The organism is Acidobacteriota bacterium (genome assembly GCA_016184105.1).
GTDB lineage: Bacteria > Acidobacteriota > Vicinamibacteria > Vicinamibacterales > 2-12-FULL-66-21 > JACPDI01.
In genome coordinates this window covers 1-16235 of the sequence record JACPDI010000059.1, presented here as the reverse complement: position 1 = coordinate 16235, position 16235 = coordinate 1, and the positions used below count along the sequence as shown (strand labels likewise).

The window sequence follows — 16235 nt, the reverse complement described above, 5'->3', positions numbered from 1 at the left end:
CTCGGCGGCCCGCGCCCGCTGCCGTCGCAGCCGGTGCGTCCCGGCCAGCCGAGCCAGCCCGGACAGCGACCGGGCATGCCCGGACAGCGTCCGGGGATGCCGTCGCGCCCCGGCTATCAGGGTTACCAGCGGCCGCCGGCGCGTCCCGCGGGTTCCCGCCCGCGTCCCGCGGCGCCGTCGGCGCCTGCGCCCCAGGCCGCGCCGCCGCCGCCGGTGACGCGCACGATCACGCTCGCCGAGGGCATGACGGTCAAGGATCTCGCCGACAAGCTTGACGTCAAGGCAAAGGACGTCCTGCGGAAGCTGCTCGAGCGCCGCATGATGATGACGATCAACTCGACGGTGGACGAGGAAACGGCGAAGCTCATCGCGCGCGACTTCGGCGCCGACGTGCAGATGCGCTCGTTCGAGGAGGAGATCCTCGAGGTCGAGCAGGAAGACACGAATCCGGAGGACGTGGTCACGCGCGCCCCGGTCGTGACCGTCATGGGGCACGTCGATCACGGCAAGACGACGCTGCTCGACGGGATCCGCGAGACGCGCGTCGCCGAGCGCGAGGCGGGCGGCATCACGCAGCACATCGGCGCGTACGCCGTACAGGTCGGAGACCGCAAGGTGGTCTTCCTCGACACGCCGGGCCACGAGGCGTTCACCATGATGCGCGCGCGCGGCGCGCGCGTCACCGACGTCGTCGTGCTGGTCGTCGCGGCCGACGACGGGGTCATGCCGCAGACGCGGGAGGCGATCGATCACGCCCGCGCCGCGGGCGTGCCCATCCTCGTCGCGATCAACAAGATCGACAAGCCGGAGGCGAACCCGGATCGCGTGAAGCGCGAGCTGGCGGACCTCGGGCTCGTCGCGGAAGACTGGGGCGGCCAGACGGTCACGGTGCCGGTTTCCGCGAAGAAGCGGCAGAACCTCGATGCCCTGCTCGAAATGGTCCTCCTCGTCACGGAGATGAGCGAGCTGAAGGCGAACCCGAAGAAGAACGCCATGGGCACGGTGCTCGAGGCGAAACTGGACAAAGGGCGCGGGCCGGTCGCGACGGTGCTGGTGCAGGACGGCACGCTGCACGTCGGCGACAACTTCCTGGCCGGCACGATCGTCGGCAAGGTGCGCGCGCTCATCGACGATCGCGGTCGTCCGGTGAAGCTGGCGCCCCCCTCGACGCCCGTTGAAGTCCTCGGGCTCTCGGGGCTGCCCACGCCGGGCGACACCTTCCAGGCGATCGCCGACACGGCCAAGGCGCGCCAGATCGCGACGTTCCGCCAGACGCAGGCCAAGGAACGGGCGCTCGGAAAGAGCGCGCGGCTCACGCTCGAAACGCTCCGGCAGCAGATTGCCGAGGGCGAGATGAAGGAGCTGCCGATCATCATCAAGGCCGACGTGCAGGGCTCGGCCGAGGTGCTCGCCGATACGCTGACGAAGCTCACCGACGACCGCGTGAAGGTGCGCATCATCCACAGCGGCGTGGGCGCGATCAACGAGTCGGACGTGCTGCTCGCCTCCGCGTCGAACGCGATCATCGTCGGCTTCAACGTGCGGCCCGACCGGAACGCGTCCGACGTGGCGGAGCGCGAGTCGGTGGACATCCGCCTGCACTCGGTCATCTACAACGTGACCGACGAGATGAAGAAGGCGATGGAAGGCCTGCTCGAGCCGACCTTCAAGGAGGCGCGCCTCGGCGTGGCCGACGTCCGCCAGACCTTCAAGGTGCCGAAGTTCGGCACGGTCGCCGGCTGCATGGTGGTGGACGGCCGCATCACCCGGTCGGGCGACGCGCAGGCGCGGCTGCTCCGCGATCATGTCGTCATCTGGGAGGGCAAGCTCGCCTCCCTCAAGCGCTTCAAGGACGACGTGTCCGAGGTGAAGACCGGCTTCGAGTGCGGCATCGCGCTCGAGCGGTTCAACGACGTGAAGGTGGGCGACCAGATCGAGGCGTTCGTGATGGAGCGCGTCGCGGCGACGGCCTGATATTCTGCCTTGACGGTAGGTCTTCTTACCCTCGAGCTGCACATCCCTCACGCGCAGTCGCTGAAGGACAAGCGCGTGGTGCTGCGCAGCGTGAAGGACCGGCTGAAGAAGTTCAACATCGCCGTCGCGGAGGTCGACCACCAGAACCTCTGGCAGCGTGCGACGCTCGGGGTTGTCACGATCGGCGAGTCCACCGAAGCGGTCGATCGCGCGCTCGCCGCGGTGGCCGACGAGGTCGAGCGCCTCGGGCCGGGCGTGATCACCGCAACGCACATGGAGTTTCTCACCTGATGGCGCAAGGCTCCCGTCCCGCGCGCGTGGGCGACGCGATCCGGCACGAACTGAGCGATCTCATCATGCGCCAGGTGAAGGACCCGGGCATCGGGTTCATCACGATCACGCACGTCAAGGTCACGCCCGACCTGCAGACCGCGCGCGCGTACTACACGACGATGGGCGACGACACGGCACGCGCCGAGACCGCCCGCGCGCTGGACCGCGCGACACCGTTCCTGCGCCGGCAGGTGGGCCAGCGGCTGCAGCTCCGCCGCGTGCCGGAGCTGGAATTCTTCTTCGACGAGAGCATCGAGCGCGGAGACCGGATCGAGCGCGCCATCCAGGACCTCCACCGGGAAGACAAGGACCAGGAATGAATGCCCTCGTCCCCCACCCCGTCGCGGCCATCCGCGACGAGATCCGACGGCGGCGGCGGTTCCTGATTTCCTCTCACGCACGCCCGGACGGAGACTCCATCGGCTCGCAGCTCGCGATGGCCTGCGCGCTGCGCGCCCTCGGCAAGGACGTGCGCATCGTCAACCGGGACGCGCCGCCGGAGCACTACTACGAATTCCCCGGCGTGGACGGGATCACGATCAGCGACCGGGTGGATCCGGCGTGGGGCGCCTTCGACGCCGAGATCATCATGGAGTGCGGAGACCTGAAGCGCACCGGCGTGGAGGGGCTCGGGCAGTCGTTCGTCATCAACATCGACCACCACGTCGGCAACACGAGCTTCGGCGCGATCAACTGGTTCGACGAGTCCGCATCGGCGTGCGGCGAGCTGGTGTTCCTGATCATCGAGGAGCTGGGTGTCGAGCTGACGCCGGAGATCGCGACGCACATCTACCTCGCCATCCTCACCGACACCGGGTCGTTCCACCACTCGAACATTACCCCCCGAACGTTCGAAATCTGCCGCAAGGTGACGGAAGCGGGCGTCAACCCGGCGTCGATGGCGCGGCGCGTGTTCGACAGCAACAGCCTCGGCAAGCTGAAACTGATCGGAAGCCTGCTCGACTCGATGGAGATGCACGATCACGGGCGGCTCGCCGCCATCTGCCTGACGCAGGAGATGCTGGACCGCGCCGACAGCACGCTGAACGACACCGAGGGGCTGATCAACCTTCCGCTCACCGCGCGCGAGATCCAGGCGGTGGTCTTCTTCAAATCGCTGGAGCCCGGTCTGGTCCGGGTCAGCATGCGCTCGAAGTACGACGTGGACGTGCGCGCCGTCGCGGTGCAGTACGGCGGCGGCGGCCACAAGAACGCCGCCGGGTTCAGCGTCGCGGGCCAGATCGCCGGCGTGCGCGAGCCGATCATCGAGAAGCTGCTGGCCGAGATCTGGCGCGCCGGAAAAAGGGGTCGGGAGCCTGTTTCCCCATGACTGCCCCGGGAAAAAGGCTCCCGACGCCTTTTTCCGGCGTCCTGGTCGTCGACAAACCGCAAGGGCCGACCTCGCACGACGTCGTCGCCGAGGCGCGGCGGGCGCTGGGAATCCGACGGGTCGGACACACCGGCACGCTTGACCCGCTGGCGACCGGCGTCCTGGCGCTGGTGATCGGACAGGCCACCCGGCTCGCGCAGTTCCTGACCGGTGGGACGAAAGGGTACGAGGCGGTCGTGCGGCTCGGCATCGCGACCGACACGTACGACGCGGCCGGAGAACCCGTCGGCGCCCCGGCGCCTGACGAAACGGTCCTGGCGATCACCGGCGAGGAAATCGCGGCCGTGGCCGGCCGGTTCATCGGCCGATTCGAGCAGACGCCGCCACCCTATTCCGCCAAGAAGATCGGCGGCGTGCCGGCGTACACCCTCGCCCGTCGCCGCGTGGAAGTTCGCGCGACGCCCGTGCCGGTGACCGTGCACGAACTGCAGGTGACGGGCCGTGAGGGGGCCAGGCTGTCGCTTCGCCTGGAGACCTCCGCGGGTTTCTACGTCCGATCGCTCGCGCACGACATCGGCCGGACACTCCGGTGCGGTGCCCACCTCGAATCGCTGCGCCGCTATCGCAGCGGCCCGTTTACGCTCGACCGGGCGATCACGCTGGACGCGCTGCGATCCGGCGGCGGTGCCGCCCTTGCACGGTTCGTCCCCCTGGAGGACCTCCTGCCGGAGCTGCCGGTCTTTGAGCTGTCGGAGGCGGGCACGCGGCGGGCGTGCCACGGCAACGCGCTCGGGCCGTCGGACGGGCGGTCACGCGAGGGGATGATCGCGCCGGAGGGGGCGCTCAGCCGCCTGTTTTCAGCCGACGGGCGCCTGGTGGCGCTGGCCCGGACCACCCCCGGCGGTTCTTTGCAGCCGGTGGTCGTTCTGAGCTAAAATGTTCTGTTACTTGGAGTAAACAACGGCGGTCTGGTACGGCAGCTGCCCTCTGGACCGCGCGTGGAGGACACGTGGCACTCAGCAAGGATCGCAAGACCGAGATTATCGGTTCGTACCGCACACACGACTCGGACACCGGCTCGCCGGAAGTCCAGGTCGCCATTCTCAGCGAACGCATCAATTACCTGACGGAGCACTTCAAGACGCACGCGAAGGACCACCACTCGCGTCGCGGCCTGTTGAAGCTGGTGGGCCAGCGCCGCCGCCTGCTCGACTACCTGAAGGGCAAGGACGCCGACCGCTACGGCGATTTGATCCGCCGTCTTGGCATCCGCAAGTAGCGGCACCCGGCGGGCGCCGCACCCGGTGCGGCCGTCCCGCCCTGCGCCTCCAGAGCATCTGAGGATTTATGCACACACGTGACGTGACAGTGGGCGGGCAGACGTTGTCGATCGAGACCGGCCGCCTGGCCAAACAGGCCGACGGCTCGGTTGTGGTGCGCCAGGGTGACACCATGGTGCTCGTGACAGCCTGCCATGCCGCCAACCCGCGCGAGGGGATCGATTTCCTCCCGCTGACGGTCGACTACCGCGAATACACCTATGCATCGGGCCGGATTCCTGGGGGCTTCTTCAAGCGCGAGGGAAAGCCGAGCGAGAAGGAAGTGCTCACGAGCCGCCTGATCGACCGGCCGCACCGCCCGCTGTTCCCCGCCGGCTGGCGCTACGAGACGCAGATCATCGCCCTCGTGCTCTCGGCCGACTCGGCCACCGATTCCGACGTGCTCGCGATCACGGGCGCATCCGCCGCGGTCGCGCTTTCCGAGATCCCGTTCCAGAAGACGATCGCCGGCGTGCGCGTCGGCCTGATCGACGGCGCGTACACGATCAATCCCACGTACGAGCAGCGGAAGCAGAGCCGCCTCGACCTGGTCGTCGCCGGCAGCCGGGACGCGATCGTCATGGTCGAAGCGGGCGCGAAGGAAGTGACCGAGGAAGAGATGGTGCGCGCCCTTGAAGCGGCGCACGCGGCCATCCGCGAGATCGTCGCCGCCATCGACGCGCTCGCGCGCGACGCGGGCAAGCGCAAGATCGAGATCCCGAAGAAGGAGATCGGCGCCGACTTCTATCGCGAGGTGGAGGAGCGCGTCTACGGCCCGCTGACCGAGGCGATGCGGATCCGCGACAAGCTGGAGAACTACGGCACGGTCGACAAGGTCCTCGAGGAGCTGATCGCCAGCCTGCCCGACGAGGAACTGGAGCGCCGCACCGAGGCGAAGGCGATCTTCAAGGAGCTCAAGGAAAAGGTGATGCGCGAAGAGATCCTCGAGCGCGGAAGGCGCCTCGACGGCCGCGCGTTCGACGAGATCCGCCCCATCGCCATCGAGGTCGGCGTGCTGCCGCGCGTCCACGGGTCGGCCGTGTTCACGCGAGGCGAGACGCAGGCGCTCGTCACCGCCACGCTTGGCACCGCCGAGGACCAGCAGAAGATCGAGATGGTGGACGGCGAGATGTACAAGCGCTTCATGCTCCACTACAACTTCCCGCCGTTCTCGGTCGGCGAGGTCGCGTTCCTGCGCGGCCCCGGCCGCCGCGAAGTGGGTCACGGCGCGCTCGCCGAGCGCGCGCTCGCGCCGATGATTCCGGCCGAGGACCAGTTCCCCTACACCATCCGCGTGGTCTCGGACATCCTCGAGTCGAACGGGTCGTCGTCGATGGCGTCGGTGTGCGGCGGGTCGCTGGCCATGATGGACGCGGGCGTCCCGCTGAAGGCGCCGGTCGCGGGCGTGGCCATGGGGCTGGTGATGGACGAGAAGACGGGCAAGTACGCCGTCCTGACCGACATCGCCGGGGCCGAGGACCACTACGGCGACATGGACTTCAAGGTGACGGGCACCGCCGGGGGCATCACGGCGCTGCAGATGGACATCAAGGTCGCGGGTATCACCACCGCGATCATGCGCGAGGCGCTGGAGCAGGCGCGCCAGGGACGGCTGTTCATCCTCGACAAGATGAACACCACGCTCAGCACGAACCGCAGCGACGTCTCGACCTACGCGCCGCGCATCGTGACGATCCGCATCCCCGTGGACAAGATCCGCGACGTCATCGGGCCGGGCGGCAAGATGATCCGCAGCATCATCGAGCGCACGGGCGTGAAGATCGACGTCGAGGACGACGGCCGCGTGAACGTGGCGTCGGCCGACGAGGCCTCGTCTGCCAAGGCCATCGCGATCATCCAGGAGCTGACCGCGACACCCGAGCTCAATAAGACCTACATGGGCAACGTCCAGCGGATCACCGACTTCGGCGCGTTCGTCGAGATCATGCCGGGGGTCGATGGGCTCCTTCACGTCTCGGAGATCGCGCACTATCGCGTCAAGGACGTGCGCGACGAGCTGAAGGAGGGGGACCAGCTGCTGGTGAAGGTCATCAACATCGACCCCTCCGGCAAGGTGCGTTTGAGCCGCAAGGCGCTCATCGAAAGGCCCGAGGGCATGCCGCCGGAGCCCGAGGGGGGCGGCGAACACCGCCGTGAGGGAGGCCACGGCGAGCGGCGCGGCCCGCGCGGCCCGCGCCGGGAGCACGCACGGAAGTAGAAAGCGGAATCAGGACCAGCGGCCGGGAGGCCGGAGGTCCTGACACGTCACGGCGGGCCGGGGGACAAAATCCTCCGGCCCGTTTCATTTTTGGCCTGGGCCTTCCGCCCTTGGCCTTATTCCTGAGTCGGTTACAACCGACCCGCCGTTTGCATCGTCCTATAATGGAGGGTATCGGCATGGCCAACCGCAGACGCGTCCTCGCGTGGATTGCCCTGCTCGGCGGCTCGGCCGTTCTGCTGGCCGGTGCGCGTTCGTCCGCCCAGGATCAGGCGCCCAGCCGCCGCGACTTCAACGTCACGGCGCGCAGGTACTCCTTTGCTCCCAGCCGCATCGAAGTTCGCGAGGGGGACATCGTCCGCCTCACCGTTGCCGCCGAGGACATCGCGCACAGCTTCACCGTCGACGAGTACCGCATCGCCAAGCGGGCGGCACCGGGACAGCCGGTCACCTTCGAGTTCCGCGCGGATCGGCGCGGCACCTTCCGCATCTACTGCAACCTGCAGCAGGATGACGGGTGCAGAAACATGCACGGCGAGTTGGTAGTCCAGTAGCCTTTTGGTTTTTGCCTTTTGCCTCGTGCCATTCAACGGGCCGCGGTTTTCGCGGCTTCGATCCTCTCTTCGACGGGCGGGTGCGTGTAGAAGATCAGGCGCGCGATGGCGCCGGGGCGGGATTCCGCGAGGTTCTGCGCGCCGAGGCGCCGCATCGCCGACATGAACGCGGCCGGCCGCCGCGTCAGTCCCACGGCAAACCGGTCGGCGCGTCGTTCATTGCAGCGCGAGAGGGCGTTGACGAACGGCACGGCGGCCACCGAGACGATGCCGGCGCCGAACAGGTGCAGGGGAAGCGCCGCGAGGTCCTGCGGGCCGTAGAAGCCGAGCACCGGGCCGATAAGGCGGCGGGTGAAATCCGCGCACCAGGCGGCCATCAGGGCGATCGCCGCTTCAACAGCGATGGCTTTCCAGAGATCGCGGTGCACGTGGTGCGCAAGTTCATGCGCGAGGATCACTTCGATCTCGTCTTCGGAGTATTCCGCGAGCAGGGTGTCCGACAGGAGGATGCGGCGGGTGCTCCCGAGGCCGACGAGCGCCGCGTTGGCCTTGCGTGTCTTCTCCCCCAGCCCCCACACGTACACCCCCAGCGCCTCGACGCCCTGCGCGCGCGCGAGCGCGATCAGGCGCCAGGCCAACTCGGGGCGGTCCAGCGGTTCGAGGCGATAGAAGATCGGCAACACGACGGTCGGCAGGATGTTGGTGAGGACGATCGCGGCGGCGGTCGCCAGAATTGCGGCGGCCACCCACCACCACCGCGGTGTCAGGTGGATCGCCGTGTAGACGGCGACGGCCGCGACGATCGTGAATGCCAGTCCGATCGCGGCCGCCTTGGCGTGATCGCGGCACCAATCGCGGAACGCCTCGCGCGAGAGCCCGTAGCGGTGCTCGAGCGTGTAGCCGCGATACGTGGCCAGCGGAAAGCCGAGAACCTCCTCGAGCGCGAAGAGGACCGATACGAAGAGGACGCAGGCGATGAGATAGCCCGGCAAGCCGTCCGCCGGCGAGCCACCGAGCGATTCCGCCCAGTCGCGCAGCGCGATCGACGCGCCGGAGATGACGAGAGCGGCCAGCAGCGCCGCCGTCAGCAGGAGCGACAGGATCGTCGCGCGGCGGCGCTGGCGGTGGTACCGCGAGGCTCTGTCTTCGTTCAATTGAGCTGAAGCGAGATCAGCTTCGACACGCCGGGCTCTTCCATCGTGACGCCGTAGAGCCGGTTGGCGATCTCCATGGTCTTGCGGTTGTGGGTGATCAGGATGAACTGCGTCAAATCCTGCATCCCCTTCAGCATCTCGACGAACCGGCCGATGTTGGCATCGTCGAGCGGCGCGTCGATCTCGTCGAGCAGGCAGAACGGGCTGGGCCGGAACTTGAAGATGGCGAACATCAGCGCCATGGCCGTCAGCGCCTTCTCGCCGCCCGAGAGCAGCTGCACGCTCTGGAGGCGCTTGCCGGGGGGCTGCGCGATGATGTCGAGCCCGCTTTCGAGCTCGTCCGCCTCGTCGATCAGCACGAGCCCGGCGCGGCCGCCGCCGAACATCGTGGTGAAGGTCTGCTCGAAGTTCGCGTTGATGGCGTCGAACGCTTCCTGGAAGCGTTCCTTCGTCGTCTTCTCGATGCGGCGGATCGCCTCGTTGGTGGCGCTGATCGAGTCCACGAGGTCTTTCCGCTGCGCCGTCAGGAACGTGTGGCGGCTCTCCAGCTCGTCGAACTGATCGATCGCCAGGATGTTCACCGGGCCGAGCCGCTCGATCTTGGCTTTCAGCTGCGCGATCGCCTGTTCGACCGTCAGCGCCGCCGGCGCGCCCTGGCGCGCCGAAGCGACCTCCTGCTCCGCGGTCGCGAAGGCGGCCGCGTCCCCTTCCTCCTCGCGCTCCTCTTCTGTCGGCACGTCCTCGGCGAGCGTGACCGCGGCGATCTCACCCTCCGCCTCGAGCTGCGCGACTTCGGCGGCGACCTCCTCGATCGTGGCCTGGACGACCTCGAGGCAGCTCTCCGCGAGGTGCGCCAGGTCCCCTTCGGCGGTGGCCCGGGCGATCTCGTGGCGGCTCACCTCATCGCGGATGGCGTCGACGGTGCGGCGTGCCTCACGGATCTGCGCGTCCATCGCATCGTATTCAATCCGCAGCGTGTTGGAGCGATCGTCGGCCGCGCGGACGTCTTCCCTGAGCTGATCGAACGTCCTCAGGCTCTCGTCGAGCCGCTGCTCCGCCTCCACGATTGAGGCCTGCAGCTGGGTACGGCGCTCCTCGGCGCGGCGGCGTTCGTCGGCGCGCGCGGTGATGCGCTCCTCGAGCTCGCGTCCAGCCTCCTCGAGCCGCCGGACTTCGGCGCCAATCGCGGTGGCACGCTCCACGAGCGTCGCGTGCGCCGCCTTCGCCTCCGCCACCTGGCGCGACTGGCGCTCGAGCGCCTCGCGCGCGTCGAGCAGCCGGCGCTGCGCCACGGAAAACCGTTCGTCCGCCGCGCGCTGCTCGTCCTCGAGCCTCACGATCGACGCGCGCGCCTCGGCCTGCCGCGCCTCCAGGCTGTCCCGCTCCTCCTCGGCGCGGCGCCGGTCCACACCCACCTGTTCCTGCTTCCGCGCGACCCGCTCGGCCTCCTCGGCGGCGCGCTGCAGCTGCAGGTCGGACCCGACGAGGACCTTCTCCTGCCGGTGCTGCTCGTCGGTGAGCGCGGCGATCGCGGCATCGCCCGCAGCGATGCGCATTTCGACCGCGGCGAGCTGCTCGCGGACGCGCGCCAGCATCGCGCGGTCGGACTCGATCGTGCCGCGCAGGTCCTTGATCTCCGCCTTGGTCGCCAGGATGCCCCGCGCCTCGGCTTTCACGCCCCCCTCGATCACGAAGCCGCGATGCGCCACGTCGCCCGAAGCGGTCACCACCGGGCGCGCGGTGAACGCCGAGGCTTCGATCGCCGCGTCGAGCGTCTCGGCAAGCCATGCCTCGCCCACCGCCGCGCGGATGGCGGGGGCGTATTCGCCGGTCGCACGAAGCACCGACCAGATCGACCTGGCGCCGGACGGCGCCCGTTCGGCCGAATCGGCCACGGCCGGCACCGTGCCGCCAGCCACCACGAATCCGCACCGGCCCGCGTCCTGCTCGAGGATCAGCGCCAAGCCCGTGCGCGCCGCATCATGCGATTCGACGACGACGTGCTGCAGCAGCTCGCCGAGACACGCTTCGACGGCGCGCTCGTAGCCGCGCTCCACCTCGAGATGGTCCGCCACCGCGCCGCGCTGCGCCACGCGGGACGTCGCGTCGGACAGCACGAGCCGCGCCGCGTCCCCGTATTCCACGTGCGCGGCGTCGCTTTCCTCGAGCGAGCGGAGCCGCGCCTCCCGGCCGGCCAGCTCGTTTTCGCGGCTGCGGAAGTCCGCGGCCAGCCGTTCACGCTCGCCGCGCGCGGCGGCCAGGCCGAACTCGGCGGCGGCCCGCGCGACCTTGTTCTCCTCGAGCGCCGAGCGGCCGCGCGCCAGCGCGTCCTCCGCCTCCGCCCGCGCGCGATCGGCGCGCTCGGCTTCCACGCGCAGGTCGCGTCCCTCGATCTCCAGGCGCGACAGCAGCTCGATCGCGCGGCCGCGCGCGGCCGCCGCGTTCTCCACCGCGTGACGAAGCGCGGTGGCGGCGTTCATCGCGGAGAAGATCTCGCTGCGCGACGCCTCGACGTCGCTCTCGAGCCCCTCGATCGTGCGGTACGCCTCCTGGTAGGCGGCCTCTTCATGTTCCAGCGCCGCCGTGGCGTCCTCCCGCTCCGCCTCGGCACGCGCCGCCGCCTGTCGCCGGTCCTCCAGCTCCACGCGCGCCGGCTCGCGCCGCGCTTCGAGCGCCGACAGTTCCACGCCCAGCCCCGCGATGCTCGCGGTCAGCGCCCCCACCTGCTGGCGCTCGAACGCGGCCTGCTGCTGCAGGCGTCCGATCTCCAGCTCGCGCGCGTGCGCGGCCTCGCGCGCGGCTGTCGCGCGGCTGTCGGCTTCCGCAAGGTCGATGCGAATCCGTTCGAGCGTCGCTTCGACCTCCGCCAGGCGCGCGGCCGCCGCGGTTTCACGCTCCCGCGCGTCGGCAAGCCTCGCGCGCGCCGAGTCGATCGCGGCCGCGAGACCCCGGTACCTCGTCGCAAACTGTACCTTCTCCCACCGCCGCAGCTCCTCGCGCAGGCGCTTGTAACGGCGCGCCTTTGCCGCTTGCCTCTTCAGCGCGGCACGCTGCTTCTCGACCTCGAAAATGATGTCTTCGACGCGCGTGAGGTTCTGCTGCGCCGCTTCGAGCTTCAGCTCCGCGGTCCTGCGGCGTGTCTTGAACTTGGTGACGCCGGCGGCCTCTTCGATCAGCTGCCGCCGGTCGGTGGGTTTTCCCGTCAGGATCTGCCCGATCTTCCCCTGCTCGATGACGGCGTACGCCTTGACGCCGACGCCGGCATCCATCAGCAGGTCGTGGATGTCGCGCAGGCGGCAGACCTCGCCGTCGATGAGGTACTCGCTCTCGCCGGATCGATAGAGGCGGCGCCCGATCTCGACGTCCCGCACGAACAACGGTTCGTCGAGGCTGAACTCCGGAGGAATAGGTCGCGGCTCCTCGTCGAGGAGGACCGCGTTCGGCTCGGCCGCCTGCGGCGTCACCGCAGGCGAGGGAGCGATCGCCCTCGCTCCGGAACCCGATCCGCCCGGGCTCGACGCGGGCACCTTCGCGAGCCGCAGGCGCACTTCCGCCGCCGCCGTCGGCTTGCGAGCGTCGCTGCCGCCGAAGATCACGTCTTCCATGCGGTCGCCGCGCAGACTCTTGGCGCTCTGCTCGCCAAGCACCCACGTGATGGCATCAACGACGTTGCTCTTCCCGCACCCGTTCGGCCCGACAATGGCGGTCACGCCATCGTCGAAGGCCAGCTCGGCGCGGTCGGGGAAACTCTTGAAACCGGCAATCTCCAGCCGTTGCAGTCGCATAGTGGTGTCGATACAGGCCAGGCTGTGCCCGGTACTTGCGCGCACACCTCGCCCCCAAGCGGCTGGGATCGCTTCAGGACGGTTGAGGTTAACTGATGTTCCCGGTGGGGAACGGCGACAAGACCGGCGGGCGCTCCTTCCCGTCCACTCAGGCGGGGCCCCGGAAGCGCCAGACGGTCGTCAGTGTAGCAGGGCCAATCTGTAGGGGCAAGACGAAACTCGCACCCCACCAATAGGGTTCAGGATTCAACCCTAAACCCTATTTCGCTGCTGCGCGCGCGCGCGCCATCGCGGTCAGCCGCTCGGCCTCGCTGAAGAGCCCGAGCGCCACCTGGGCCTGGGGATCGCGCGCGATCAGATTGCGTCGCGCCTCTTCGATCCCGAACAGCGCCAGGTCGATCTGGTACTTGATCATCGCGCGGATGAACTCGACGTCCTTCGTGAAGGCCCCTTCGTCCACCTTGACGCGGTCGTCCTTCAGGAACTGCCTGAACTCGGCGACCATCTCGTCGGTCACGACGAAACCGCGCCGCACGGTGCGGCGGTTCTGCGCGTTGGCCGGCGCGACGATGCGCGTATCCCCTTCCGCCGTGAACCGCTCGGCGAAGTTCTCGAACATCTGCCGCGCGTAGAGCGAGCGGCTGAGGCGGGTCGGATTGAATCCTTCGACCGGACCGGCAATGTGCTTGTCGGGCTCGATGCCGCCGCCGCTGTACACCTTGCGTCCCGCGTCGGTGTACCGCAGGTCCGCGGCCTGGCGCGGGCGCTCCCCTTCCGGTTGATCGCGCAGCGTGTAGGTCAGGTACTCGTCGAACGCATGGTCCCAGGGCCGCTGGATCAACCGGCCGCTCGGCGTGAAATAGCGCCCGGTGGTCAGCGCGAGCCCCGCGTTCATGCTGATGCGATACACCGACTGCACGAGCGCCTTGCCGAACGTGGTCTCCCCGACGATGACCGCGCGATCGTGATCCTGCAATGCGCCGCTGACGATCTCCGACGCGCTCGCCGTGTTGCGGTTGACGAGCACGACCACAGGCAGGTCCGTGTACTGGCTCGCCTCGGTGGCCCGGTAGTCCACCGACGCGTTCTGCACGCGGCCGCGCGTGTACACGATCATCTGGCCGCGCGGAAGAAAGCGGTTCGCGACGCGGATCGCCTGGTCGAGCGGCCCGCCCGGGTTGTCCCGGAGGTCCAGCACGAGGCGCTTCATGCCCTGCGCGCTCAGCGCTTCGAGCGCGCGCCCCAGCTCGTCGTCCGATGTTTCCGAGAAGTCCCTCAGACGGATGTAACCGGTGTCCTGGTCCACCATGAAGACACCGAGTACCGTCGGAATCGAGATCTCGTCGCGCTGGACCGCGAGATCGATCAGCCCCTCGAATCCCTGTCGCTTGAGCGAGATGTTGACCGACGTGCCCTTCGGCCCGCGCAGCTTGCGCACGGCCTGCTCGGTCGTCCACCCCTTCGTGTCCTGCCCTTCGATGCGGGAAATGACGTCGCCGCGCCGGATGCCCTTCTTGTACGCGGGAGAGCCCTCGAACAGCGACATCACCGTGATGTCACCATCGATGACGACGATGCTGATGCCGAGGCCGTAGTAGCGCCCTTCCTGGCGCTCGCGCAACTGCGCGTAGGTCCGCGGATCCATGAAGCTCGAATGCGGGTCGAGCGTTTTCAGCATGCCGTCGATCGCCGAGTACACCAGCCGATCGGAGGGCAGCTTCTCGACGTAGTTCGCCTGGATCTCGGACAGCGCGGTGGTGAAGAGGGAGTACTTTTCCGCGACCCGGTCCTGCCGCGCCAGCGCGTTGCTGCCGAAGAGCCCGCCTGCCAGGGCGCCCACCAGGATCGCCGTCACCAGAGCCGGAAGGAACCGCGAATTCCGCATAGTCTCTCGATGGTAGCAGACAAGCTTCGCCGGATCTATAATGCGGATCAGCCACTTACGGGCATTTCCTGGAGACCGGCCAGATGTTTGGTTCGATCGGCGTTCCGGAACTCATCATTATTTTGACGATCGCCCTGATCATCTTTGGCCCCCGCAAGTTGCCGGAGCTGGGACGGTCGCTGGGACGCAGCCTGGCCGAGTTCAAACGCGCGTCGAACGAGCTGCGCGCCACGCTGGACGAGGAAATCCGCGCCGATGAACAGCGGCAACAGGAGCCCGCGCAGCCGGCAACGCCCTCGACGCCGGTGGCGCCCGAGCCTCCCCCGGCGGCTCCGCCGCCCGCTGAGGGCAGCGTTCCGCGCACACCTTCCGCCTGATGGCGGTCTCCGCACTGCCGCCCCCCCGCCGGACCGACGACGCCTACGTCGAGCCGTACGGCGATGAGCCGGAAGACTCCGCGTCGAAGATGTCGTTCCTGGAACATCTCGACGAGCTGCGGAAACGGCTGATCGTTTCCGTTTCGGCGATCGCGGGTGGATTCTTCATCTGCCTCTTCTTCATCGACCGCATCTTCGCGTTCATCATGGTGCCGCTGCAGCAGGCGCTGCCGAAGGGGGGCAAGTTCATCTACACCGAACCGACCGAAGCGTTCATGATCCAGATCAAGGGGGCGGCGCTCGTCGGCCTGATCGTGGCCGCGCCCGTGGTGTTGTGGCAGCTCTGGCTGTTCATCGCCCCCGGGCTCTACGCGAACGAAAAACGATTCGCGATCCCGTTCGTCTTCATGACGACGTTCTTCTTCGTCGGCGGCGCGCTCTTCTCGCATTTCGTCGCGTTCCCCTGGTCGTGGGTGTTCTTCGCCAGCTTCACGACGAATTACATGGACTTCCTGCCGAAGATCGGCCCGGTGTTTTCGCTCTACGCAAAGATGATGCTGGCCTTTGGCGTGATCTTCCAGATGCCCACGCTCGTCTTCTTCCTCGCGCGGTTCGGCCTGGTGACCGCGCGGCTCCTCATTCGGTATTTCAAGTACGCGTTCCTCGTGATCTTCATCATCGCCGCGGTGCTCAGCCCGGGAACTGACGTCGTCTCGCAGCTGATGATGGCGGTACCGATGTTGCTCCTGTATCTCATCAGCATCGTCGTCGCGTGGGCGTTCGGCAAACGGAAGCCGCGCGAAGCCGAGGCCTGAGGGGGCCCTCGAACTATCCCATCCGTTGCGCCTTCGGCAGTGGAAACCTCGGAGTCTCGCGTTCTCGCGTGTTCTGCGCCTTCTGCGGTTGAGAAGGCATGAAATTGACGTGTCATGTCCGCAGTCGTACTATGTGAAATACAGATGAGTTATCGCAGAGAGGCTTCAAATATGCGCAAAGTATTGGCCGGTCTGACCCTGCTGTTGACCGTTCTGGCCGGACCAGTCTTCGCTCAGACGACCCAGGCTCCCTCGACCGCCGAACCGCCGCAGAGGCGGCCGGCGGCGGCGACGAATCTGGGGGACACGGGGTTGTGGGTTGTCCCGACCGGCGAAGTGCTGCCGGCGCGGAAGTGGTCGGTGAGCCTGTATCGGTCGAATGTCGACTACGAGCAGGGGTTCACCGACGTGTCGGTCTGGCCGGTGACGCTGGGGGTGGGGCTGGGAGCCCGGGCGGAGCTGTTCGCGTCGGTGCGGTCGGTGGTGCGGAT

The 16235-nt window shown here is 68.1% G+C and carries 14 protein-coding genes; 11 read left to right on the top strand and 3 right to left on the bottom strand.

Annotation, left to right across the window (positions count from 1 at the left end):
- From infB to HYU53_18510, 8 genes are all read left to right on the top strand, one after another.
- Positions 1-1974: translation initiation factor IF-2 (infB, locus tag HYU53_18545; protein ID MBI2223193.1), on the top strand; the 1974-nt coding region annotated here is incomplete at its 5' end.
- Between the two features lie 9 nt (positions 1975-1983).
- Positions 1984-2265, top strand: a complete 282-nt coding sequence (locus HYU53_18540; GenBank protein ID MBI2223192.1) for a DUF503 domain-containing protein — start codon at positions 1984-1986, stop codon at positions 2263-2265.
- Positions 2265-2627 carry a 30S ribosome-binding factor RbfA gene (gene rbfA / locus HYU53_18535; GenBank protein MBI2223191.1) on the top strand — a complete coding sequence of 121 codons (363 nt, stop codon included), beginning with the start codon at positions 2265-2267 and terminating at the stop codon, positions 2625-2627. The genes HYU53_18540 and rbfA overlap by 1 nt, the downstream gene beginning before the upstream one ends.
- Positions 2624-3637 carry a bifunctional oligoribonuclease/PAP phosphatase NrnA gene (locus HYU53_18530; GenBank protein ID MBI2223190.1) on the top strand — a complete coding sequence of 338 codons (1014 nt, stop codon included), beginning with the start codon at positions 2624-2626 and terminating at the stop codon, positions 3635-3637. The genes rbfA and HYU53_18530 overlap by 4 nt, the downstream gene beginning before the upstream one ends.
- Positions 3634-4572 carry a tRNA pseudouridine(55) synthase TruB gene (gene truB / locus HYU53_18525; GenBank protein ID MBI2223189.1) on the top strand — a complete coding sequence of 313 codons (939 nt, stop codon included), beginning with the start codon at positions 3634-3636 and terminating at the stop codon, positions 4570-4572. The genes HYU53_18530 and truB overlap by 4 nt, the downstream gene beginning before the upstream one ends.
- A gap of 74 nt (positions 4573-4646) precedes the next feature.
- Positions 4647-4916 (top strand): 30S ribosomal protein S15, encoded by a 270-nt coding sequence (rpsO, locus tag HYU53_18520; protein MBI2223188.1) that lies wholly within the window; start codon positions 4647-4649, stop codon positions 4914-4916.
- A gap of 68 nt (positions 4917-4984) precedes the next feature.
- Positions 4985-7174, top strand: coding sequence for a polyribonucleotide nucleotidyltransferase (pnp, locus tag HYU53_18515; GenBank protein MBI2223187.1), 2190 nt, complete (start codon positions 4985-4987; stop codon positions 7172-7174).
- Positions 7175-7353: 179 nt separating this feature from the next.
- Positions 7354-7728, top strand: a complete 375-nt coding sequence (locus tag HYU53_18510) for a cupredoxin domain-containing protein (protein ID MBI2223186.1) — start codon at positions 7354-7356, stop codon at positions 7726-7728.
- A 32-nt stretch (positions 7729-7760) separates the two neighbouring features.
- Here HYU53_18510 and HYU53_18505 read toward each other — a convergent pair whose 3' ends face one another.
- The 3 genes from HYU53_18505 to HYU53_18495 form a co-directional block, all read right to left on the bottom strand.
- Positions 7761-8882 carry a M48 family metalloprotease gene (locus HYU53_18505; GenBank protein MBI2223185.1) on the bottom strand — a complete coding sequence of 374 codons (1122 nt, stop codon included), beginning with the start codon at positions 8880-8882 and terminating at the stop codon, positions 7761-7763.
- Positions 8879-12667 carry a chromosome segregation protein SMC gene (gene smc, locus HYU53_18500; protein MBI2223184.1) on the bottom strand — a complete coding sequence of 1263 codons (3789 nt, stop codon included), beginning with the start codon at positions 12665-12667 and terminating at the stop codon, positions 8879-8881. Before smc ends, HYU53_18505 begins: the two co-directional genes overlap by 4 nt.
- A gap of 259 nt (positions 12668-12926) precedes the next feature.
- The gene (locus HYU53_18495; GenBank protein ID MBI2223183.1) at positions 12927-14552 is read right to left on the bottom strand and encodes a S41 family peptidase; all 1626 of its coding nucleotides are present in this window, start codon (positions 14550-14552) and stop codon (positions 12927-12929) included.
- 83 nt (positions 14553-14635) lie between these two features.
- Between HYU53_18495 and tatA the strand changes: the two genes are divergently transcribed.
- The 3 genes from tatA to HYU53_18480 all read left to right on the top strand — a co-directional run.
- Positions 14636-14929 carry a twin-arginine translocase TatA/TatE family subunit gene (tatA, locus tag HYU53_18490; protein MBI2223182.1) on the top strand — a complete coding sequence of 98 codons (294 nt, stop codon included), beginning with the start codon at positions 14636-14638 and terminating at the stop codon, positions 14927-14929.
- Positions 14929-15744 (top strand): twin-arginine translocase subunit TatC, encoded by an 816-nt coding sequence (gene tatC / locus HYU53_18485; protein ID MBI2223181.1) that lies wholly within the window; start codon positions 14929-14931, stop codon positions 15742-15744. Before tatA ends, tatC begins: the two co-directional genes overlap by 1 nt.
- Before the next feature lie 171 nt (positions 15745-15915).
- A partial coding sequence (locus HYU53_18480; protein ID MBI2223180.1) for a hypothetical protein occupies positions 15916-16235 on the top strand: 320 nt, incomplete at its 3' end.

Bases quoted from the DNA above. Each gene is read 5' to 3' on its own strand.
- rbfA (MBI2223191.1), top strand. From the start codon at position 2,265: ATGGCGCAAGGCTCCCGTCCCGCGCGCGTGGGCGACGCGATCCGGCAC.
- HYU53_18530 (MBI2223190.1), top strand. From the start codon at position 2,624: ATGAATGCCCTCGTCCCCCACCCCGTCGCGGCCATCCGCGACGAGATC.
- truB (MBI2223189.1), top strand. From the start codon at position 3,634: ATGACTGCCCCGGGAAAAAGGCTCCCGACGCCTTTTTCCGGCGTCCTG.
- pnp (MBI2223187.1), top strand. From the start codon at position 4,985: ATGCACACACGTGACGTGACAGTGGGCGGGCAGACGTTGTCGATCGAG.
- HYU53_18510 (MBI2223186.1), top strand. From the start codon at position 7,354: ATGGCCAACCGCAGACGCGTCCTCGCGTGGATTGCCCTGCTCGGCGGC.
- smc (MBI2223184.1), bottom strand. From the start codon at position 12,667: ATGCGACTGCAACGGCTGGAGATTGCCGGTTTCAAGAGTTTCCCCGAC.
- HYU53_18495 (MBI2223183.1), bottom strand. From the start codon at position 14,552: ATGCGGAATTCGCGGTTCCTTCCGGCTCTGGTGACGGCGATCCTGGTG.
- tatA (MBI2223182.1), top strand. From the start codon at position 14,636: ATGTTTGGTTCGATCGGCGTTCCGGAACTCATCATTATTTTGACGATC.
- tatC (MBI2223181.1), top strand. From the start codon at position 14,929: ATGGCGGTCTCCGCACTGCCGCCCCCCCGCCGGACCGACGACGCCTAC.